Source organism: Alkalibacillus flavidus (assembly GCF_040545925.1).
In the GTDB taxonomy this organism is placed as follows: domain Bacteria; phylum Bacillota; class Bacilli; order Bacillales; family Alkalibacillaceae; genus Alkalibacillus; species Alkalibacillus flavidus.
Window position 1 is genome coordinate 1 of record NZ_JBEPMX010000015.1, and the last position, 21,761, is coordinate 21,761.

Below are 21,761 nucleotides of genomic sequence, written 5' to 3' on the forward strand. Positions count from 1 at the left end.
CTTAATCAATCATAGACCAAGAAAATGTTTGAATTGGAAATCGACACACGAAGCTTTTCAAGAAGAACTGTTGCACTTAAATTGACAAACTGTCATGTCAATAAATTATTGGATTTGAACATGTTTTGTTGGGTCGTGTTGATGTCTCATATAATAATCAATCATATGAGGGAGGTACGTGCGAAAATCAGGGCACTGAATGTTGGTGTGTTTGAGTTCTTGTAAGGTATTTTGACAATCGAAATAGACATCATAGTTAAAATAATCAAGGGCTTCGCGTTCAATGCTTAACCACTGTCTTATAGGTTTAAGGCGTAAAGCGGTATAAGCGAGCGTAATTGGTAATCTTCCGCGTGGCTTTTTACCTAAAAATGCTTGGGCGAACATTGTATAAACCTCTTGAGCATGATAGGGTCTTGGATCCGTTAAGTGAAAAGTTTGACCAATAGCTCGGTTGCTATGAAGCAGGTGAAGGGATGCATTCACGATATAGTCAATCGGAACAAAGTTAGCCCTTGCATTACCATTACCGATGAATGGCAGGATTGGAGCATACTTAAATTTAGCTAAGCTATTGAGTAAAAAATATGGACCGTCGAATTTATCTGTTTCTCCTGTTAATGAATCGCCAACAACAATACCAGGACGCACAATGGTGGTTGGCACTCGTGATTTTAACTCCTCAACAAATACTTCAGCTTCGTACTTTGTTTGTTCATAATGATTTTTAAACATTGCATCATGATTTAATTCAGTTTCTTTTATAACGCCTTGTTGTTTCCCGGCCACAAAGGCTGTACTAAAATATAAATAGTGCGTAAGCTGGTCGCAATGTTCTGCTAATGTATTAACGTGTTTTGTGCCAAGAACATTCACTTGGAAAGCGAGGTCGTGAGGCACGGCTAAATCGTATATCGCAGCCAAATGGATTAAATGGGTCGTATCATGACATACTCGGTCATACGTTTCATGATCCCATGTTAGGTTTGGATCCGTTATATCCGTGTTTATGATGGTGATGCGAGGTGTGACAGCTAAATCGTCAGTGATCGACTTCAGTGTATGTTCTGCTTTATGTTTGGTATCTGGTAGGACACATAAGTAAATCTGTTCTACAGACGGCATTTGGCACAGTTCACGGACTAAAAAATTAGCTAAAAATCCTGGAAAACCTGTGATAGTGTATGTATTTCCCATATAAAACCCTCCCTATTGAATTCTATATTAGCATACTTTTCTGATTATTAAATTTAAATTCTGAATGTTTAAGACAAAATGTGATGTGGTATAAGATATGTGAAAGTTGATTAAAGCAAAAGGCTTGCAATATTTTATTGCGGTTGATAGTCTTTTACTTGAGTGGAAATTCTGAAAAAATATCCACCGTATTATGTTGAAGGAGGAATTAATGATGGCTAAATTTGAACTACCAGAGTTACCTTATGCATATGATGCATTGGAACCACACATTGACAAAGAAACGATGAACATTCACCACACGAAGCACCATAATACGTATGTTACGAAGTTGAATGCCGCACTTGAAGGGCATAGCGATCTTCAGGACAAATCACTTGAAGAACTTTTACAAAACTTAGATTCACTACCAAGTGACATTCAAACAGCTGTACGCAATAATGGTGGTGGGCATGCAAACCACTCACTATTTTGGACTGTTTTATCACCGAACGGCGGTGGGCAGCCAACTGGCGAATTAGCTGAGAAAATTAACGAAGCATTCGGTAGTTTCGATGATTTCAAAGACCAATTTAAAGCAGCGGCAACAGGTCGCTTTGGTTCAGGTTGGGCTTGGTTAGTCGTTAAAAATGGCAACCTTGAAATCACGTCTACTCCAAACCAAGATACACCAGTGATGGATGGTGTTACACCTATTTTAGGTATCGACGTTTGGGAACATGCTTATTATCTTAAATACCAAAACCGTCGTCCGGATTACATTGAAGCATTCTGGAACGTCGTGAACTGGGATGAAGTTAGTAAGCGTTACGAAGACGCTAAATAATAACTTTTTGAAGCTTGCATTCGATTTATAATCGAATGCAAGCTTTTTTATTGTTGAATTTGTATAAGCATCTGTTAGCTGTCAAAAATAAGTGACAGAAAAGAGGGAGTTAGATGCTTTTTTTTAATCAGTTGGATGAACGCGTAACTGAACATGAACGCCACAATTTACAGTTGTTATTATTGATTGGGTTTCTTTATACATTAGGGATCTTCTTGTCGAATATTTTCGTAAACATTTTTTTATGGAAACAGTCAGAAGATATCGAAGTTGTGGCTGTTTACAATTTATTAATTGCCATCACACAAACGGCTACATATTTATTATTTGGTAAATGGGCTAAACAAATTGATCGAGTACTCATTTTGCGAATAGGAATAGCGCTAATTAGTTTGTTCTTCATCTCAGTATTAGCATTTGGAGATCATGCGGCAACGTATAATTATGTGTTAGGGTTTTTGCTTGGCGCAGGGTATGGGTTCTTTTGGTTAGCTTACAATGTGTTAACGTTTGAAGTAACAGAACCTTACACTCGCGATTTTTTTAATAGCACATTAGGGATGTTGCAATCATTTAGCGGGATGATTGGTCCAATTACAGCTGGTGCTATTATTACGTTATTAGATGGATATAGTGGTTATTTAACGATTTTTTTCATTTCACTCTTATTGTTTGTATTAGCGATTGTCTTTAGCTTTTTTATGGAGAGGAGAGAAGTCAATGAACGGTATCGTTTACGCGTAGCGTTAGAGGAACGTCAACAAAATGACTCTTGGAGACAATTGTTATACGCTCATTTTTTCCAAGGTACGCGTGAAGGCGTCTTTTTATTTTTAGTCGGATTGATTGTCTTTATTGGAACAACAAGTGAGCTAACAGTCGGTATTTACAATTTTATTTATGCTTTAACGTCGCTAATTGCTTATCGTATTGTGGCAAAATATGTGACACCCTATAATCGTTTGCGTTTTATTACTGTTGGGGCTGTGACATTGTATTTGTCTGTTTTTTGGTTACTTCAATCCGATTTGCCATATGAATTTTATGTTTATGGCGCGATCATCGGGATTATGTTTCCGTTGTTTTACGCCCCGTTTATGTCGATTTCATATGATGTCATTGGTGAAGCTTATGATGTTAAAGAATACCGTATCGAGTACATTATTTTGCGGGAGATGTCTTTAAATCTTGGTCGGGCGATATCGCTTGTTATATTTCTTATCGGGCTTATGTTTTTACCGCAAACGACCTGGATGACGTATGCGATCGTATTATTTGGGACAGGGTATTTACTCGTTAATATGTTAGTGGTTCGAAGCTATTCGTCTTAATTGACAAAAATCTGTTGTATCTTTCTTCTTATCGGATGTATTAAATGATGCTATAATACAATTAACGACTAGAAGGGAGAGGAGTATAACGTGAAACAGAAACAAGGCAAATCACATTTACCCCTTCGACTTAATTTATTGTTTTTCTTCATCTTTTTGTTATTTTCGCTCCTAATTTTACAGTTAGGTGTTATTCAAATATTGTATGGACAAGACGCACAAGAAGAAATTAATCGAACGAATCAAGATATATCAGAAACCCCAGTGCCGCGTGGGCGAATGTTCGATCGGAATGGTGAACTTGTCGTCGATAATGAACCCGTATTAGCGATTACGTATACACCGCCGAAAAATGTGCAACCAGACGATAATTTAGAGCTGGCTCAGAACTTAATTGATTATATTTCGATGCCAGAAGAGGATATTGAATCCGTGACAGAACGTGATTTGAAAGATTACTTATTACTTGATGACCGTCAAACGTATTATGACCGATTGACTGAAGCAGAAAAGGATCTAGATGATGACGAGAAATATCAAGCTGTTTTGGATCATATTAATGAGAGTGACTTAGATAAGATCGGTGAAGAAGAGCTTGAAATAGTTGCGTTGTTTCGGAAATTAAATCGTGCAAGTGCCTTAACGCCGTATATTATTCAACGTGGTGAAGCTGTTACAAATGAAGAATATGCGATCATCGCCGAGCATGTCAATCAGTTCCCAGGTGTCAACGTCGCAACCGATTGGGAACGTCAGTATTTATATGATAACACGTTTAAAAGCTTTCTCGGCAGTATTGAAAAAGGCTTACCGAACGATCGGTTAGACTATTTCTTATCACATAATTATAAACGAAATGACCGAGTCGGTCGTAACGGTTTAGAAGAATACTATGAACTGCAATTGTCAGGGAAAAAAGAAATCCGAGAACACATCACGGATTCTAGTGGGAACGTCATCACGAGTGAAGTCGTCCGCGAAGGTGAACGCGGTAAAGATTTAGTATTATCTGTTGATATGGAATTACAACAACGACTTGATACGATTGTAGCTGAGGAATTACAAGAGGCAATTGAAGAAAACCCGTATGAAAATCGTTATATGGAGTCAGCCATGGCTGTTATGATGGACCCGAATACAGGGGAAGTCTTGGCTATGTCTGGTCAAGCATACGACCGAGAAGCAGAAGGTGATGAACCAAAGGTAAACGACGAGTCATTCCGAGCGATTTATAATGCGTACGTGCCCGGTTCTGTTGTTAAGGGAGCCACTGTATTAGCTGGCTTAGATTCAGGTGTTATTTCTCCAGGTGAAGTCATTAGAGACCGTACGATTCAATTGCCACCAGGAACTGCTAATGGTGATTTGTCCTTTAGTTCATGGTCAACGACGTTAGGTTCTTTAAATGATATTGGTGCTTTAAGAGAATCATCAAACGTTTATATGGGATTCATTGCGTTACGCATGAATGGTGAAATGCGGCACCGATATGATTTTAGAAATTCAGGTTTAGATGAAAGTCAGCAAGCCTACGCGGATCTTGAAAATTATTACAGTCAATTTGGTTTAGGTGTTGAAACAGGCGTTGATTTACCGTATGAATCGAGTGGTTATGAAGGTGTTAACGATTCACCAGGTACAGGTTTGCAGATGCAATATGCGATTGGGCAGTACCATTCGTACACGACATTGCAATTAGGGCAGTATGTATCGACGATTGCTAACGATGGTTACCGCCTAGCACCGTCGTTAGTAAAGCGACTGCATAGTGCTGGTGATACAGCTGGATTAGGCCCACTTTATGATGCGAAAGAACCTGAAGTATTGAACCGTATTGATATGAACAGTGAGTATATCGACCGTGTTCAAGAAGGTTTTCGCCAAGCATTTCAAGAGCCAGGTGGTACTGGTAGAAGTTACTTTGCCGATAAAGCGTATAACCCTGCAGGTAAGACAGGGACTGCAGAAACAAAGCTCTATGAAGATGGAAAAGAAATAGCTGATGTAAATAATTTAAATTTAGTTGGTTATGCTCCATATGACAATCCGGAAGTTGCGTTTGCAGTTATGGTGCCACATACTGGTCCAGATGCTGATCATTCGACGAACTTAGAGATTGGTGAGCGAGCGATGGATGCTTATTTTGAATTGAAAGAAGAAAGACAGTCGAGTGATGACGAATTAGAAGAGCAAATGGAATCACCATCGACTAACTAAAAAAGACTGCAGTCGACTTATTATTCATCGGTCGTCTGCAGCCTTTTTTTATAAGGTGTGAGTAAATCGCGATTTGTTATAATGTAATCGACTGGCTGGTCGTAGTCATCAGTCGGTAATGATGTGACCATTTGTTCTTTCATAGCAATACTGACAGTTGGGTTATCGACATGTTGTAAATAACGATCGTAATAGCCCCCACCATAGCCGATTCGATACCCTTGCTCATCATATAATAATCCTGGAACAAACAATAAATCAATTTGAGACGGAGCTATGTAGCGTACGTCTTCGGTTTTCGGTTCATACAAATCTAAATAGACATTTTCTAACTCTAATTTGTTTGTATACTCATAAAATTTCATGTCGTTGTTTTGATCGGGATAACATTTGGGAATAGCGACTTTCTTGCCTTCTTTCCATGCTTGCTCAATAATTTGGTGGGTATCTAATTCAATGCTTCGAGGAATGGTAATAGCGATTGTTTCAGCTTGTTTCCATAAATCAGTTGTATATAATATATCACAAATAGTGGTCAGCGCCTCTTGCTTGTCTTCTTGTGGAATATAGTTCAACAGCCGTTTGGCGAGTTGGCGAAAGGTTTGTTTGTACATCGGCTAAAACCCCTTTATATAAAGAAAAACAGCAGGTAACCCTACTGTTTTACTTCGTTTCACGGTGTAACGTATGACGTCCTAAACGTGGAGAGTATTTTTTCAACTCAAGACGATCTGGGTTCGTACGTTTATTTTTTGTAGAAATATAATTACGGTCACCTGTTTCCGTGCAAGCTAAAGTGATTTGTACACGCATGGTCTTTCCCTCCGTTTCTCATTCATTTTGACTTAATTATCATAACAAAATTGCATACAAGATTCAAGACAATATTCACGATAATATGGTCAATGAAAGCATTTCTCTTATCACAAAGAACATGATAAACTAATACCATGAAGCTATAAAAGTAAGGGTGACAAATCATATGGTTTATGTCTTAATCACATTATTAACTATTGGTATTAGCTTGTTCATTATGTCATTTTTTATGACCAATCGTTTTCGCGAATTAGAACAAGAGTTAGAACAACTATCGATGACGCATATTCAAGAACAGTACGTCATGAAAAATAAAATTAAAGTACTTGAAGAGGAATTGTTAACAGATACGTTAGATTTAAATGATGTAACATATTTATCAAAACAAACTACTGATTCATCACAGACACAAACCAAGTCAAAACGTGAACCTGCTATTGTATCTAATGTGAAACAATTGTATGAACAAGGGTATAGTTATGAAGAGATTGAAGCAAAAACAGGTTTAGCTCAAGATGATATCAAAATCATTATTCAACAAAAAGCGAATAATCAAGCTTTCGCTTAATGAACGAAGAAAGGACGCCAGAACGATATGAAACCAATCTTGATGTCATTTTCATTAGGTATATTGTTAGCGACTATTTTAATTGGCGCTGTTTATTGGATAGAAGCGGACCAAGTCGTCGAACAACCATCGGAAACAGATCAAACGGATGCAGTAAATGATGACGAGACGGACGATTCGATGACTGAAGAAGGTGCTCGTTCATTTTTGGAAGACAATGGATATGCCGTTATAACAGAAGATGATTATAACGATATATCTGAATTAGAAGCAGAAAATAGTGACTTGAAAGATCAAATCAATGAATTAGAAGAATCGGAACCAACTAGTCATGTGGAAGCGTTTGAATTAACAATTGAGTCTGGAATGGGGTTAGAGTCGGTAGCGTCACAACTGGCCTCAGAAAACATTATCGATAATGATACGCGTTTTAGAGAATACTTAATCGAAAACGGTTATAGTCGTTCGATTCAAATTGGCTCATACGTTTTAACATCAAACATGAGTTTACAGCAAATCGCAGATACGATTACAGATTAATTTGGCGATGAACGGGGAAAAGCACTATGTATATTCGAGAACGATATCGCATGCTAAAGTTAATTGACAGTTTATTAAATCATGATTATACGATCCGTTTCATTTCAGATGCACGCGACTTCATCGTGTTGGAGAAATATCACAAGAACATGAGTCATATAGTAGCTGTGTCTCATCAAATGTTTGACTGGAGCAATCATTTAGAACGCGATTATAATCATAAGCTGCAGTTTTTAAACCAAAATGCGCGATTGTTTCGTGGTAAGCAGAAAAGATATCACGTTGTTTATGTGTCAGATTTGGCTCCTGTTGATGATTGGGAACGATTGAAGTCTCATTCATCTGATGATGCAAAACCCAAGCTGTATTATTGGAATGAACATGATTTAACCGAGGAAATTGAACGACTAAAAGAACAATTAAGCTTGCCGACTTATCAATTAAATGAGTTATTAGACCATCAATTGAGCGAAGAAGAACTTGACCGACAAGTTGTCTATTTGGAACAAAAAATTATTAGTTATCATCAGGCTAAACAACGCGAATTTAATCGTGTTTTCTTTTTTGGTAAGACACGATTAACTTATATCTTAGTGCTTGTGAACGTGTTTGTTTTCGGATTACTTGAAATGAATGGTAGTAGTACAGATACGATGCACTTAATTGATTGGGGAGCAAAATACAATCCGGCTATTGCAAATGGTGAATGGTGGCGTATTGGTTCATCAATGTTTTTGCATATTGGGGCATTACATTTAATGATGAACATGTTAGCCCTTTATTTCTTAGGTGATGTCACCGAAAAAATATATGGCACGTACCGTTTTTTTATTATTTATAGTTTAGCTGGCTTATTTGGCGGTATTGCGAGTTTTGCTATGAATGATGCAGTAGCAGCCGGTGCATCTGGAGCGATTTTTGGATTATTTGGTGCTTTGCTCTTCTTCGGTATGAATTATCGGGAGTTATTTTTCAAAACGATAGGCACGAATTTATTGTTCATTGTCGGTTTAAATATTATGTTAGGGTTTACGGTGCCACAAATTGATAATGGTGCCCATTTAGGGGGGCTATTAGGAGGCTTTTTAGCTGCTCAAATCATACAACTTCCGTATAAACGTCAATGGTTCCGTGCGGCTTTAGCTAGTGTGTTGATGCTACTTTTAATAGTCAGTATGGCTTACTATGGGTATCAAGATGCTGATCAGCCAGAAAACCCACAAGCTTTGGCGTTATTGGCTCAAGATTATCTTGAACAAGAGAATTATGAGGATATGATCGACATGTTATCGACGAGCCTTGAGGATGATATTCAACATGAGTATATTTATTTTTACCGAGCCATTGGTTTTTTAGAAACCGAGCAGTTTCATGAAGCAGAAACGGATTTACAACAAGCCATTGATCTGAATCCACGATTAGCCGAAGCCCATTATAATTTAGGTGTACTGTATGCCGAAACTGATCGACAAGAAGAAGCGATTCAATCGATTGAACGTGCCTTGGATTTAAATCCAGATGAAGAACAGTTTCAGTCCTTTTATGACCAACTAAAAAACGAATGAAAGGTGAATAATTTGGAAAGTTTTATTGATGTGCAACAACTCTTGAAACAATTTGGTATTTTTGTCTATATTGGTCATCGAGAATCTGATATACTATTAATGGAAGAAGAAGTAAAAGAACTTTATCAAAACGGATTAGTTTCATTAGAAACTTACAAACAAGCTTTACTGATTTTGCGTTCTGAAAAAAGTTCATCTTAAGATGTAAGTGGTTTACAATATTGTTTAGGTGGGTAATTAATAATAAACATTTTGTAACATTATCTAAAATGATTCGTCTAATGAATTGAGTGTTTCAAGAGTGTGGAGGGAACTTAAGAATGGAAAACCTGAAACGAATACCTCTGTTTATGATCGCTGCCTTGTTAGTTGGAATTAAAACTTATATCGTTTATCGATTTTATTTCGACCTTTCGATTGAGACAGCTTTTCAAGAGATTATTTTATTTATAAATGCTTTAGCCGTTAGTTTCTTGATATTTACGATTACTATTTGGCTCAAACCGAATAAGCAAAAGTGGTTTATCATTATCACAACAGTCGTTATATCGTTGTTACTATTTGCTAATTTAATGTATTATCGTAATTTCACTGATTTCGTAACGATTCCGACATTATTTCAATTTAATAATGCCGGTGATTTAGGGACAAGTGTGACATCACTTGTGTACTTAACTGACATTTTCCTATTTACGGACTTGCTTCTAGTCGTTACGTTTATTAAAAAACAATTATTCCCGTTAACAGCTTTCTCTAAAGTGTTTAAAAAACGAATCGTTGCTGTGTCATTAACAGCGATTGCCCTTAATTTTACGTTAGCACAAATTGAAAGACCCATGTTATTTCAGCGTGGTTTTGACCGTGAGTATTTAGTGAAGAACGTAGGTTTACCAGTTTTTCATGCCTATGATGTCATCATGACAACGGCTACTCAATCGAAACGAATATTCGCTGATGGCAAGGAAATTAATGAAATAGATGACTATGTCAGTGAAAATGTGCGGGAAAATGAAGAAGAGGAAAAGATCGATTTATCAGGCGTCGCTGAAGATAAAAATATTATTTATATCGCGATGGAGTCGATGCAAGAATTTATTATTGATAAAAAAGTGAACGGAAAAGAAGTCACCCCATTTTTGAATGACTTTAAAGAAGATAGTTATTATTTTGACAATTATTATCACCAAACGGGGTTAGGTAAGACGTCTGACCATGAGTTTGTCCTGGATAACGGACTATATCCTTTATCAAACAGTGCAGCCTTTTTTACGCATGCTCAAAATGAGTATAACTCTGTCCAAAAAATTATAGATGAACAACTCGATTATTCGTCTTATTCGTTTCATGCTAATAACGGAAGCTTTTGGAATCGAAATGTGATGTATGAGAACCTTGGGTATGACAAGTTTTATGAGTTAGAATCGTACGATGTTGAAGAGGAAGATGTGATTGGTTGGGGACTAAATGATAAAGATTTCTTCACTCAGTCAATGGATTATGTTAAAGATCTAGAAGAACCTTATTATGCGAAATTTATTACATTAACGAATCATTTTCCATTCGATATACCTAAGGAAGAGGCGACGATTGATAAGTATGATTCGGATTCAAAAACATTAAACCAGTATATGCAAACAGCGCGCTATACTGATGAAGCCATTGAACAATTTATTGGTCAACTGAAAGATGAAGGAATCTACGAGGATTCTGTTATTATTATTTCTGGTGACCATTACGGTATAAGTTCATACCACAATGAATCAATGGCTCAATTTTTAGGGAAAGATGAAATTACACCATATGATGAAGTGAAACTGCAAAAAGTCCCTATGCTTATTCATGTCCCTGGAAAAGAAGGCGAGACCATTTCGACTTTATCAGGGCAAATTGATTTTAAGCCAACCTTATTAAACATGCTAGGTGTTGAGAATAATGAGGATATCATGTTTGGTAATGGCTTGTTCGCAGAAGATCGAAAAGATTTTATCGCATTTAGAGATGGACGCGTCGTCGGAAAAGATTATATTTATGCAGCAGGAAATTGCTACGACGATTCAAATGGCGAGATAGTCGATGAAGAAGCGTGTAGTGATATAAGAGAAAAAAGTGAGCAAGAATTAAATTATTCTGATGAGATTATATACGGAGATCTTTTCCGATTTTATGATTTTGAAGACGGCGAAATGATAGAGGAATTAAAAGAAGACGACGAATAAGTCGGAGTTTAGCGATGCTTTAATGCAACTCAAAAATGTTTCAAAAACAATTGTATTAGATAAATTATAGGTGGAGATGACCCGAGCGATTTTTTTAATTTTTGAAATCGCTTGGGTTTTGTTTTATATATTGTGTCGAGTTATGACATAAAGTTTAGTGACCAGTTTTTTAGGATAAGTTAAAAGTATTAGATATGAAGGAGGTTCATGATGACGCAATCGCTGTTTGAATTTCAACAAGTTAGTCGACTCGTTTTATCTGATGTTTCATTTTCAATTGAGCCTCGTGATCGTTTGATCATTTTTGGCCCTTCTGGTTCAGGGAAATCGACATTATTACACCTCTTCAACCGCATGGATGATCCTGAAACAGGCCATGTATTACTACAAGGTAAACCGATTGAAGATTACACGATTACATTATTACGTAAACGCGTAGGCCTTGTCATGCAACAGCCGTATTTATTTGATGGGACGGTGGAAGACAATCTGCGGTTTGGTCCAGATTTATTCGAAGAATGGCAATCTGATGAAGGGAAAAGGTTATTAGAGTTAGTTAATTTGCCTAAAGAATTTTTGACGAAACAAGTTGATGAATTATCAGGTGGAGAAAAACAGCGGGTTTCATTAGCTCGCACATTAGCTAATCAACCAGATGTACTACTGTTAGATGAGCCGACGAGTGCTTTAGATGAACGAAATATTGAAGCTGTAGAACAAGATTTGATTCATTTGATTGATCAACACCGTCTTACAGTCGTCATGGTCACACATAGTATTGAACAAGCTAGACGAATAGGGACAAAAGGTCTGTTTTTGGAAGACGGTCAGATTGCCGAAATCGGAAACATTGAGCAATTGTTAGACGATCCACAAAGTTCATCATTACAAACGTTTTTAGACAAGTCGTAGAAAGGAGAAGCCTATGGACCGTGATATTCCAACTTATTCCTTGTTATTGCTCATTGCATTTGTATTAATACCGTTATCGATATCATATTTTTATTCGTTAGGGCTCAAGAAAGACATTATTTGGTCCACAATACGTGGGACAGCACAATTATTTTTAATTGGACTTGTGTTAACATACTTGTTTGATTTACCACCGTTTATCGGTATACCAATTATGTTGTCTGTTATGATCACAGTTGCAACATTTCATGCACGTAAAAAAGGTAAAGAATTGCCGTATGTGACGTTGGCGTTATTTGCTGGTTTAGTAACGATTGAATTAGTCGTGTTATCAATGTGGTTAGGATTTGGCATGATATCTTTCACAGCTGAAGAAGTCATTCCGATGAGTGGGATGGTTATTGGTAATAGCATGGTGGCTATGGGGCTAGCGTTAGAACGACTCAAAAATGAATTCGAACAAAACCGTGGTCAACTATTGGCTGCATTATCACTAGGTGCCACGCCGAAACAAGCAGCTCATTTATCGATTAAAACAACGCTAAACGCTGCCTTAATGCCGAATATCGATCAATTAAAGACAATTGGACTCGTCCAATTGCCGGGAATGATGACAGGGTTAATTTTAGGTGGTGTCAGCCCTCTTGTAGCGATTAAATATCAGTTAGTCATTTCAATTAGTATTTTCTCATCCGTTTCGATTAGTGCGATTTTTATATCAATGATGATGTATCGTTTCTTTTTTAATGAACACATGCAATTGTTAAAGTTAGAAGATATTAAAAAATCGGCTAACGGGTCATAAATGGACCGCTGTTAGCCGATTGTTTTATGCTAAAAATAATTGACTGAAAATAGTCATAACTGAATACCAGCCAAATAATGCTAACGATGCACCTGCGAATAGAACCGCAAAAAAGTTGCGTCGTTTTAATTCACGTACGAGTGCAAAAGCGCTTAAGACTGCTACTACTAACATCATGATGCCAAATACAAATTCTCCGACTTCCATATTTGATCCTCCTTGAATGAAAAACAATCAATTTGTTATGATTACAATAATTCTGTGTATGCTCCGTAAAGACCTCATGTATATTTTATATAAAATCACGCACCATGTCGAGTGATTTCCCTAAAAATTACGCAAAAAAGGTGGAACGTTTTGTGAACATTAAAGCTCTTTCTTTAGGATTACTAGGAACAAACTGTTATATTCTCGATTTAGATGACCAAGCATTGATTGTGGATCCGGGTGGTGATAGTCATTTCATTATCGATTATCTTGAAACACAGTCATTAACCCCGATTGCGATCCTTTTAACTCATGCTCACTTTGATCATATTGGAGCTGTGGACGATATTTGCCAGTATTTTAACGTCCCTGTTTATATTCATGAACAAGAGGGGGATTGGCTGATCGATCCGTCTTTAAATGGGTCAGAATGGTTCCAACTAGGACAAATTGCTGCATCTAAGCCAGCTGATCATTATTTCGTTGAAGGTAGTCAGCAGATTGGTCCGTTTCGATTTGAAGTAATGCATACACCAGGTCATTCACCTGGAAGTGTGTCATTTTGGTTTGAGGATGACAGAACGATCATAGCAGGTGATACATTATTTCAACTCGGCATTGGTAGAACGGATTTACCATTTGGTGATCATGAAACGTTGATCAACGTCATCAAGTCTAAGTTATTCACCTTACCTGATGAGACAGTTGTTTATCCGGGTCACGGCCCTAAAACAACTATTGGCGTCGAAAAAGTCAACAATCCCTTTTTGACTTAAAAATAAAAAAGGTTCAACCCCGCGATGGAGTTGAGCCTTTTTTAGTGACCGAAACCAGGTTCTAATAGGAAGGTTGCATAGTACGTAAAACCTACCATGAATACTGTTAAATAACCACCAAAAATATACATATAAAGGCGTTCAGATAGGTTTAAGAAACCGACCCCTAGAAAGAAGATCGTTTGTGCTAAAAATAACATAGCCATATTAGTAAATTCACCTGTGTAGAATAACGCGGCGAAAATACCTGTCCAAAATGCTAAAACACGAAACATACGATCCATGTCTCTTCCTCCTTTGTACAGGAACTTGTCAGACATATTATATCCGATGTTCGCCATAATGTAAATGTTATTTTATTAAAAATAGACTGGGCCAGCTGGATTCGAACCAGCGCATGACGGTACCAAAAACCGTTGCCTTACCGCTTGGCTATGGCCCAATAACCATTCTTTATTATGACGAATCGTTATCTACATTATACACGATTTTAGTCATATGTTCATAATTAATTTCATTTTCAATCGTGACAATCATGTGAAGATCAATCAATGTGTCGTTAATGGCGACGTATTCGACTTCGACTTGACCTGTCTCGTAATTATAAGTTATTGATTGTGAATCAGTCCTAATAGTTGGCATATTATGCTTGAATTCATATAAGGTAGTCTGGATTAAATTTTGGATGGTTAATTGTTTTTGGCTCCAATCTAATTGTTCCGCTTGATAATGGACGTGAAGAAACCCAGCTGTTAAAACAGTTGAAATGATGACTAAATAAAGAAAAAAGTAGGGGAAGATAACCCCGTGATCATTCTTGATTGAAGGTAATAAGATCGTGTGTAAAAACTTGCTCAACGGTTTCACCTCGCCTTCGGAAAGAAATTTTGAAGGCGTGATCATCGACACGGTTGATTTGAAAATTCGATACATTAAACATCATGATGGAGTGACCATCATCGTTGGTCCTACGTCTAATTAAGTCTTGATACCGTTCAAAAGTAATCACACGACCATCAAAACGGGTGAAATGAATGGCTTCGGGTTCAATGTGAACGGATTGACTACGATTAAGTTCGAATGAGACAAAAAAATCAAATTGACGGTACTCTAATTGATTAGGGTTGTAGATAGAAGTTAAAGATGCAGCTGATTGAAGAATAGGGCTTGTCAGTGGTAATACCACAATTATAATCGTCAATGCGATTAAGGCGTGTATTAACGTGTAGCCGTTAGTGTTCGTTAACTGATTTCGTATAGTGACAATAGCGATCGGTTTCATTATTAAACGTCATCCATTCAATACAGATTAATGTTTGGTGGTCTTTTGGAGAAAGATTGATCGTATAGTGGTGGTCGTTGTATGTCGTGTCAATGAGTTTATCTTCAGTTATCGGTAATCGTTCTTCTAATTGTGATTGCATTAACAAATAAGCGTCGTGCTGTTTTTCAATATCTGATTGCCTTGCATGTAATTGAATCAAAAACGGTAATAGGATGGTGGTTATAACCATTAGGCATGATAACGCGAGTAAGGCATCAGTTAATATAAATCCGTTATTATTTTTCAGTAACATAATATCGCCCCTTTCCAAAAGGAAATGTGACGTTATATTGTTGACTATTGATTGTGATATGAAAACTGCCAGGATTAATAATCGAGCCAGTTGGTTTAAAGTGCAGTCGGTGATTAATCGGAGATGTATGAAAAGTCACGTCTTCGTTAAATGTACGGTTGATGATAGGTGGTTCAAATGGATTGTCGTAAACGATGTATCGATGGTCATCGGGGTAAAATAATAAGGTAGGATCTGTTTGGTTTAGGATAGAATATTGTTGTAAATAAAATATATCTTGCTCAAATGTTTCAAAAACATAGTCAGTTAAATTTTGTTGTTGAACCGATGACACAGCACTCATACTCATCGTTGATAAAACGATGATGATGCTTAATATGACTAGGGATTCAATTAATGTAAACCCTTTGTCATTAAATAAGTGACTACGGCGCAAGACTAACATCACCTTCAGCACTAATCGTTAATGTTTCATTGTTAGAACAAGTTGTTTGATCAATATAACCTTCTGTTTCTAACGTTTCAATTGTGTCGGGGTACTGACCTTGATCGAGTTTGTACAATTGTGCTTGAGATTGGACCAGTTCGATAAAGGCATCGCACCCTTTATCATCAACTAATTGATTGTGCTTAACGACGTTTGGAATCGTTAATAACAATAAAACTGAAATAATGAGCATCACAATTAACATTTCAATTAAGGTAAAGCCTTTTTCATTTCGTAACACATATATCACCTCTATAAATGATTGATCAGTTGGAACATAGGAAATAATGTTAAAACATAGACAATGACGATCATAATCGCTAATAAGCTATATAAAATAGGCTGTAATGTCATAATAAGTTTGCGTGTTCGTTCTTCTAATGAGGACAAGGCTATCGAAGCATACGCTTTCAAATCGTTATTTAATGACCCTTGTTGTAAACTGTGGTGTATGAGACGTTTGAAATCAGGTTCTATTAAAGGAATGTCTTGTGCTGATTGTGGCAACGTTTGACCTTGTTTTAATTGTTGAAGCATTAATTTAGCGTAATGACTAATAATACGTAAATCAGTTTGTTCACTCATGATTAATAAGCTCGATTTAACCGTTTTTCCGTTGTGTAAAATGGCTCCTAAGTGAAAGGCGAATTGAGCTGTTGTAGAGAGTTGAACAATACGTCTTATGAAAGGTGCTCGCTCGAGAACAGTTAGTTGTTGGTCGATTGGCAGTCGTCGGTATATGAGGATGCTAATGATCATCACGACAAAGAGAAGAGGAATACCTGCTACTATAATGGTTTGAAATATCGAAACAAAAAGGTTAAACCACACGTAGGACGACCCTTCACTAAAACTGTTAAGCGTCTCGTTATAAATGGGAAGCAAAAACAAACTCATACAAAAGAAGATAACGAGTGAAAAGGTTAGTAAAATGAGAGGGTATTTTGTAATGTCTTTTGCTTTCTTTTGAAAATCAAGTCGTAATTTAAGCATGTTATGACATTGAATAAGCTGTTCGGTCATGTGACCAGATTCCGATGAAAAGTATAAAAAAGCATTAATCATAGGATGAAAGTTCATATCCCGAAATGATTGGTCAATAGATTGCCCTTGTTGGAGTCGGTTCACTAGGTCCTCGGCTAAATCGCTAAACTTCGGATCATATAACATGAATTCTAATGATCGACGTAGTGTGAAATGGTGATTTAACAGTTTAGTTAATCGGTTAAGAAAATCGACTTGATCCTTGAGTGATATCGATGACTGTTGGGGATGAAGACGATTGAATAAGTTCATGCTTGACGCCCCTTCCTTGGATAACCTCAAACGATTGAAACCCGTTGATTTCTTTGTCTTGGTAGCCATTAATCGCCTGCTGTAGCTGGTTGCCTTCTAAAATTTCAGCGATAGCCGCTCTCGGTTGGCCGAATAATTGCTGCCCTTTATGAGATAGTGTGACGAGTTTTTGGGAGGCAATGCCGATTAATGTTTGTTTTAAATCTGTCTTAGAAATTCCCATATCTAATAATCGATCAATCGTGCCTGTAGCGTTTTTGGCGTGTACGGTTGTAAGGACTAAATGTCCTGTCAAAGCGGCACGAAATGCAAATGATGCAGTCGCTTGATCACGTATTTCACCGACTGTAATGACATCGGGATCATGTCGTAACGCGGCTTTTAATCCGACATCATAATCGAATCCGGCTTTTTCATTAACTTGAACTTGCAAAATTTGATCAACTTGTTTTTCGATCGGGTCTTCGAGCGAAATGGCTTGGTAACCGTACTGTTTAATCGCTTCTTGCATTAATGTGAACATCGTAGACGATTTACCACTACCTGTGGGTCCTGTGAACAAAATGATACCAGCTGGTTGTTTAATCCAATTCAGTAGTGTGTCTCGTTGTTCTGGAAATAAAAATAATTGATCTAATGACGGTGTATGGTAATTAGGTAATAGTCTAATCGCGAGGCTCTCTGTCTCATCTAAAGGTAATGTTGAAAGTCGAAGAAAATAAGCTTGTTGATTGACATGGTAGGATAATGTCCCATCTTGAGGTAGTCGATGTTCAGCTATATCCATTCCAGAAGAAAATTTGTAGTAACTGACTAATGTTTGATATTCTTTAGACGAGATTCGCTTATAAAACCAGCGATAGCCGTTAATTCGAAAATAAATGGGGACGTCCAATTCCTCTGGTGAGAAATGAATGTCTGTGGCGTGATGCTCAACAGCATGCTTTAAAATCGTTTCAGATAATTGATCAGGATAATCCATGACGATCCTCCTTTATAAGATATAGGTGGTTAATAATGAAACCAATAGCATTAATAGGATTTATGGGGTCAGGAAAAACAACAGTAGGACAAATGTTGGCGCAAGAAGTAAGTAAACCGTGTGTCGACCTTGATGAAGCTATTGAAACGAGGGAAGGGCGTCCAATAACAGACATATTTGCAACAGAAGGAGAAGATTATTTTCGTCAGTTAGAATATAACGTGTTACAAGAATTCGCACGAGAGGATGTCATCGTTGCGACTGGAGGTGGCATTGTTAAGGAAGAGGCAAATCGGAAGGTGTTAAGACATGATTTTCTTACGGTCTGGCTTCATATTAGCTATGAAACGGTAGCGAAGCGCTTAGAAGGAGATACCACGAGGCCTTTATGGCAACAGCCTGAACATGTGAAGCGGGCGTTATACGACAGTCGTTTATCGTTGTATGAAAGCTGTGCAGAAACAATCGTTGAAGTCGATCACAAGTCATTACCTACTCTTATTAAAGAAGTTAAACGATATATAACAGTTATATAATAGCTTCCCGTTGAAGTCAATACGACAGAAAACCCCTCATTATGTCGATAATGAGGGTAACAGCTTGATTTTGTTTTTTATGACAAATATGACAGTGTTAATTCGATTATTTTATATAAATACTTTTTTTAACCGTCATGTCATTAAACGTGAATTAATTGTTTTGTCGTTTGTTGTGTCGTGTAAAACATGCCTCCATTAATCCATTGAAGTGATATATTTGGATATAAGCGGTCGTAAATATGTTGTTCAGATTGTTTGATAAATGTTTGATCACTTTGCGTATCCTCTGACGATAATGTTTGTAGTAAGTTCATCTCACGGTTGTACAACGTGATGGATTGATTGATAAATGATTGTGATTGGTTTGTGATTCGATCATTTAATTGACTCGTCATTTTCTGTAATGCCGATTCTATAGAAATGATCGTAGGGATCTTGTAATGATAGGGCGGGATTATTGTTTTGAAATGATGGTCTTGCATCTCATCCATCCATGCAAAGCGCATCGTTCCATTGGTTAATAATATCCCGATGCTTATTTGTTCTTCGGCGATCCACGCGCCTTGGTATTGAATAAATCCATTCATCACAAACCAAGGGTCGAGTGCTTTAGTGTCTGACTCACTTTCAGCATGTTCGAATAATGTTGTAAATGCTCCTTCGCGTTGTACGATTTGAAACAGTTGGTGTAATCGCGGTGAGCCTAAATGGATTAATTCGCTTTGGCCGTCTTGATGCTTGTCAGAAAATGAAAACGCGACGGTCATCGGCTCGCCTTCAAACCCCATCGTATCAACATATTGCCAATAGAAAGGGCGATTCATTAATTGTTTATCAAGTGTTTCAGTCAACTGTACGGTCATAAAACCGTCTTCTTCATGTGTTATATGAGCGCCATGTTGATTGAAAAACTGACTAACGAACGGTTGAATATCAGCTTGTTTCATCTCGCACGCCTTCCTTTGCTTGTTCGTATTCTATAACAGACATCATATTTTGCAGTTTAATATTGGCTTCAGCCTTTGATGACGATTCTGCTAATATAGAGGTCATCTCTTCTTCAATTGTCGATAACCCGTAATGACTTAAAATTTGATCTAATTCCCCAATAACCCCTTCGAAGACATTCAATTTTTCATATAATACTTGCCAAATATAGTCTTCAATTGTATTAGCCATGATGAGGTAATAAATATAAATGTCGTGCTCTTGACCATAACGATGAATACGACCAATTCGTTGTTCAAGTCGCATCGGATTCCACGGTAGATCATAATGAATCATGTGGTGGCAATATTGAAGGTTAAGCCCTTCAGTTCCAGCATCTGTCGTGATCAGGACGTCACCGTGTTGTTCGAATAGTTGCAACATCCATTGTTTCTTACTCTTTTTAAAATCACCATTATACGGTATAGCACGGATCCCATTTTGTTGGCATAACCATTGTAAGTAAATTTGTGATGATTTATATTCTGTAAAGACAATGACAGGTTGGTTTATAGATTGTATGACCTCAATCGTTTTAAGTGCTTTGGCATGATGAGGCAATGTTTCGATTTTAGATAACAAAGGGTGATGGTCATCTTGTTTTTGTAATGAAACGTAGCATGCTTCTCGACTAGAACAAAATTCACGTTCGAGTGTTAACGTTGTTAATCGTTGGTTAGCATTCGTTGTTGATAGCTCTTCATAAACGTGTTGTTCATCTTCTGTGAATGAAATTTGTTCGGTTGAAATATGACGCTCACCCCATTGTGTAGTGATATCTTTTTTGCGTGTGCGAATCATCGATTGACGTACAATAGATTGAATATCCTTATCTTGATCATCATTCACTCGTTGTTTGAAAAGACGGCGGTCGCCTAATAATCCTGGGCGAACAATTGTCATCAAATGATATATATCATCTAAAGAGTTTTGAATTGGCGTCGCGGTCAAGAGTAAACAGTAGGTCGATTGTAGTTGTTTAACGAATTGATAATTTTTCGTTTTTGGATTTTTTAACCGATGGGCTTCATCCACAATAATGCAATCGAATGATTGACCTGTTAGTGCTGATGCATGGGGCTCTTTTTTAGCTAAATCAAGTGATGAAATAACAATGTCATAGGCATCCCATGGATAAGAGCGATGTTTCGTACGAGCTGGAATGTAAAATGTTTGATTAAGTTCTTGTTCCCACTGTGATAAAAGGGAGGGTGGCACGAGTATGAGAGCGCGCTTTACTAACCCTTTGACCATCAGTTCTTTTAAAATAACGCCCGCTTCGATTGTTTTGCCGAGTCCGACTTCATCGGCTAAAATGGCTCGACCGTGCATGTCGTGAATCACTTGATTCACCGCATCTTGTTGATGAGGCAGTAACTCTAATTGAGGTAAATATGCACCAGATATGAGCTGATTTCTGCTTGATAGAGAAAGTTGTCCTAATTGATAGGCTTGCTTAAAAGTATCCCAATCGCAGTTATGATCGTGTTTTACTTCGTTAAACCGATCCCATATAGGGGATGCGTCTACATATAATGTCATCTTAATCACCTAAACTTTTAGATAACGCTTACACGTTTTTTCTGATTGTGATATAATACAGTTGAGTTTTTATTCATATTTTTGGCACGATTTATTGAATTCGTTACATAGTGTTACTGTGCCCTAATAATTGAATATTATAAGCGAATGATTACAAGAGGAGAGCTCACGCTTGACGTGACGCCGACGGAGCAAATGCGAAACGTATGAATCTCTCAGGCACCCAGACTCTTGTAGGACGCACCTCTGGAGAGTGTTGATTGAATCAACCACCAACGATGTAAGCGTGCAGAACGTTGCATGACGAAACTTTCAGGTGAACGGACAGAGAGAATACCGACCTTTTTCGGTATTCTCTTTTTTTGGTTAATCACG

26 protein-coding genes, 1 tRNA gene and 2 riboswitches are annotated in these 21,761 nt (G+C 37.4%); of the genes, 12 read left to right on the forward strand and 15 right to left on the reverse strand.

Annotation, left to right across the window (positions count from 1 at the left end):
• Positions 1-105: 105 nt before the first annotated feature.
• Entirely contained in the window at positions 106-1,197 is a 1,092-nt protein-coding gene (locus ABID56_RS11775) for an SDR family oxidoreductase (protein ID WP_354221456.1), read from the reverse strand.
• Positions 1,198-1,411: 214 nt separating this feature from the next.
• Between ABID56_RS11775 and ABID56_RS11780 the strand changes: the two genes are divergently transcribed.
• The 3 genes from ABID56_RS11780 to ABID56_RS11790 all read left to right on the forward strand — a co-directional run bounded on the left by ABID56_RS11780 (position 1,412) and on the right by ABID56_RS11790 (position 5,571).
• Positions 1,412-2,023, forward strand: a complete 612-nt coding sequence (locus tag ABID56_RS11780) for a superoxide dismutase (RefSeq protein ID WP_354221458.1) — start codon at positions 1,412-1,414, stop codon at positions 2,021-2,023.
• A gap of 113 nt (positions 2,024-2,136) precedes the next feature.
• A complete protein-coding gene (locus tag ABID56_RS11785) occupies positions 2,137-3,354 on the forward strand; it encodes an MFS transporter (protein ID WP_354221460.1) in 1,218 nt (405 codons plus the stop codon).
• Between the two features lie 90 nt (positions 3,355-3,444).
• Complete coding sequence (locus ABID56_RS11790) at positions 3,445-5,571, forward strand: peptidoglycan D,D-transpeptidase FtsI family protein (protein ID WP_354221462.1); 2,127 nt, start codon at positions 3,445-3,447, stop codon at positions 5,569-5,571.
• A gap of 20 nt (positions 5,572-5,591) precedes the next feature.
• Here ABID56_RS11790 and ABID56_RS11795 read toward each other — a convergent pair whose 3' ends face one another.
• Together ABID56_RS11795 and rpmG are read right to left on the reverse strand one after the other, a co-directional pair.
• Positions 5,592-6,185: a 5-formyltetrahydrofolate cyclo-ligase gene (locus ABID56_RS11795; RefSeq protein ID WP_354221464.1), complete on the reverse strand. Its 594-nt coding sequence runs from the start codon at positions 6,183-6,185 to the stop codon at positions 5,592-5,594.
• Between the two features lie 49 nt (positions 6,186-6,234).
• On the reverse strand, positions 6,235-6,384 hold the full coding sequence (gene rpmG, locus ABID56_RS11800) for a 50S ribosomal protein L33 (RefSeq protein WP_017185831.1): 150 nt from the start codon (positions 6,382-6,384) through the stop codon (positions 6,235-6,237).
• Positions 6,385-6,553: 169 nt separating this feature from the next.
• Between rpmG and ABID56_RS11805 the strand changes: the two genes are divergently transcribed.
• The 7 genes from ABID56_RS11805 (at position 6,554) to ABID56_RS11835 (ending at position 12,993) form a co-directional block, all read left to right on the forward strand.
• The gene (locus ABID56_RS11805; protein ID WP_354221467.1) at positions 6,554-6,955 is read left to right on the forward strand and encodes a hypothetical protein; all 402 of its coding nucleotides are present in this window, start codon (positions 6,554-6,556) and stop codon (positions 6,953-6,955) included.
• Between the two features lie 27 nt (positions 6,956-6,982).
• Positions 6,983-7,495 carry a hypothetical protein gene (locus tag ABID56_RS11810; protein ID WP_354221469.1) on the forward strand — a complete coding sequence of 171 codons (513 nt, stop codon included), beginning with the start codon at positions 6,983-6,985 and terminating at the stop codon, positions 7,493-7,495.
• A gap of 50 nt (positions 7,496-7,545) precedes the next feature.
• Entirely contained in the window at positions 7,546-9,060 is a 1,515-nt protein-coding gene (locus tag ABID56_RS11815) for a rhomboid family intramembrane serine protease (protein WP_354221471.1), read from the forward strand.
• A 12-nt stretch (positions 9,061-9,072) separates the two neighbouring features.
• Positions 9,073-9,261 carry a YqgQ family protein gene (locus ABID56_RS11820; protein ID WP_354221473.1) on the forward strand — a complete coding sequence of 63 codons (189 nt, stop codon included), beginning with the start codon at positions 9,073-9,075 and terminating at the stop codon, positions 9,259-9,261.
• Between the two features lie 119 nt (positions 9,262-9,380).
• Entirely contained in the window at positions 9,381-11,276 is a 1,896-nt protein-coding gene (locus ABID56_RS11825; RefSeq protein WP_354221475.1) for an LTA synthase family protein, read from the forward strand.
• A 210-nt stretch (positions 11,277-11,486) separates the two neighbouring features.
• A complete protein-coding gene (locus ABID56_RS11830) occupies positions 11,487-12,188 on the forward strand; it encodes an ABC transporter ATP-binding protein (protein WP_354221477.1) in 702 nt (233 codons plus the stop codon).
• 13 nt (positions 12,189-12,201) lie between these two features.
• Positions 12,202-12,993 (forward strand): ABC transporter permease, encoded by a 792-nt coding sequence (locus ABID56_RS11835; RefSeq protein WP_354221479.1) that lies wholly within the window; start codon positions 12,202-12,204, stop codon positions 12,991-12,993.
• A 24-nt stretch (positions 12,994-13,017) separates the two neighbouring features.
• On the opposite strand, the gene ABID56_RS11840 is transcribed toward ABID56_RS11835, so the two are convergent.
• Complete coding sequence (locus tag ABID56_RS11840) at positions 13,018-13,200, reverse strand: DUF2759 domain-containing protein (RefSeq protein WP_354221481.1); 183 nt, start codon at positions 13,198-13,200, stop codon at positions 13,018-13,020.
• A gap of 152 nt (positions 13,201-13,352) precedes the next feature.
• On the opposite strand from ABID56_RS11840, the gene ABID56_RS11845 reads away from it, so the two are divergent.
• On the forward strand, positions 13,353-13,976 hold the full coding sequence (locus ABID56_RS11845) for an MBL fold metallo-hydrolase (RefSeq protein WP_354221483.1): 624 nt from the start codon (positions 13,353-13,355) through the stop codon (positions 13,974-13,976).
• A gap of 41 nt (positions 13,977-14,017) precedes the next feature.
• On the opposite strand, the gene ABID56_RS11850 is transcribed toward ABID56_RS11845, so the two are convergent.
• The 9 genes from ABID56_RS11850 to comGA all read right to left on the reverse strand — a co-directional run bounded on the left by ABID56_RS11850 (position 14,018) and on the right by comGA (position 18,318).
• A complete protein-coding gene (locus ABID56_RS11850; RefSeq protein WP_354221485.1) occupies positions 14,018-14,260 on the reverse strand; it encodes a DUF2626 domain-containing protein in 243 nt (80 codons plus the stop codon).
• Between the two features lie 86 nt (positions 14,261-14,346).
• Positions 14,347-14,418, reverse strand: a tRNA-Gln gene (locus ABID56_RS11855).
• 14 nt (positions 14,419-14,432) lie between these two features.
• Entirely contained in the window at positions 14,433-14,834 is a 402-nt protein-coding gene (locus ABID56_RS11860) for a hypothetical protein (protein WP_354221487.1), read from the reverse strand.
• Positions 14,788-15,258 (reverse strand): competence type IV pilus minor pilin ComGF, encoded by a 471-nt coding sequence (locus ABID56_RS11865; RefSeq protein ID WP_354221489.1) that lies wholly within the window; start codon positions 15,256-15,258, stop codon positions 14,788-14,790. Before ABID56_RS11865 ends, ABID56_RS11860 begins: the two co-directional genes overlap by 47 nt.
• The gene (locus tag ABID56_RS11870) at positions 15,209-15,553 is read right to left on the reverse strand and encodes a hypothetical protein (RefSeq protein ID WP_354221491.1); all 345 of its coding nucleotides are present in this window, start codon (positions 15,551-15,553) and stop codon (positions 15,209-15,211) included. Before ABID56_RS11870 ends, ABID56_RS11865 begins: the two co-directional genes overlap by 50 nt.
• Positions 15,537-15,989, reverse strand: a complete 453-nt coding sequence (comGD, locus tag ABID56_RS11875; protein WP_354221493.1) for a competence type IV pilus minor pilin ComGD — start codon at positions 15,987-15,989, stop codon at positions 15,537-15,539. The genes ABID56_RS11870 and comGD overlap by 17 nt, the downstream gene beginning before the upstream one ends.
• A complete protein-coding gene (gene comGC, locus ABID56_RS11880) occupies positions 15,979-16,281 on the reverse strand; it encodes a competence type IV pilus major pilin ComGC (RefSeq protein ID WP_377946613.1) in 303 nt (100 codons plus the stop codon). Before comGC ends, comGD begins: the two co-directional genes overlap by 11 nt.
• 11 nt (positions 16,282-16,292) lie before the next feature.
• Positions 16,293-17,336: a competence type IV pilus assembly protein ComGB gene (gene comGB, locus ABID56_RS11885; protein ID WP_354221495.1), complete on the reverse strand. Its 1,044-nt coding sequence runs from the start codon at positions 17,334-17,336 to the stop codon at positions 16,293-16,295.
• Complete coding sequence (gene comGA / locus ABID56_RS11890) at positions 17,266-18,318, reverse strand: competence type IV pilus ATPase ComGA (protein WP_354221497.1); 1,053 nt, start codon at positions 18,316-18,318, stop codon at positions 17,266-17,268. The genes comGB and comGA overlap by 71 nt, the downstream gene beginning before the upstream one ends.
• A gap of 35 nt (positions 18,319-18,353) precedes the next feature.
• Between comGA and ABID56_RS11895 the strand changes: the two genes are divergently transcribed.
• On the forward strand, positions 18,354-18,854 hold the full coding sequence (locus ABID56_RS11895; protein ID WP_354221499.1) for a shikimate kinase: 501 nt from the start codon (positions 18,354-18,356) through the stop codon (positions 18,852-18,854).
• A 143-nt stretch (positions 18,855-18,997) separates the two neighbouring features.
• Here ABID56_RS11895 and ABID56_RS11900 read toward each other — a convergent pair whose 3' ends face one another.
• Positions 18,998-19,804, reverse strand: a complete 807-nt coding sequence (locus ABID56_RS11900) for a YqhG family protein (protein ID WP_354221501.1) — start codon at positions 19,802-19,804, stop codon at positions 18,998-19,000.
• Positions 19,791-21,386: a DEAD/DEAH box helicase gene (locus ABID56_RS11905; protein ID WP_354221503.1), complete on the reverse strand. Its 1,596-nt coding sequence runs from the start codon at positions 21,384-21,386 to the stop codon at positions 19,791-19,793. Before ABID56_RS11905 ends, ABID56_RS11900 begins: the two co-directional genes overlap by 14 nt.
• Positions 21,387-21,533: 147 nt before the next feature.
• Positions 21,534-21,627: riboswitch (glycine riboswitch) on the forward strand.
• Positions 21,628-21,630: 3 nt separating this feature from the next.
• Positions 21,631-21,716: riboswitch (glycine riboswitch) on the forward strand.
• Positions 21,717-21,761 lie beyond the last annotated feature (45 nt).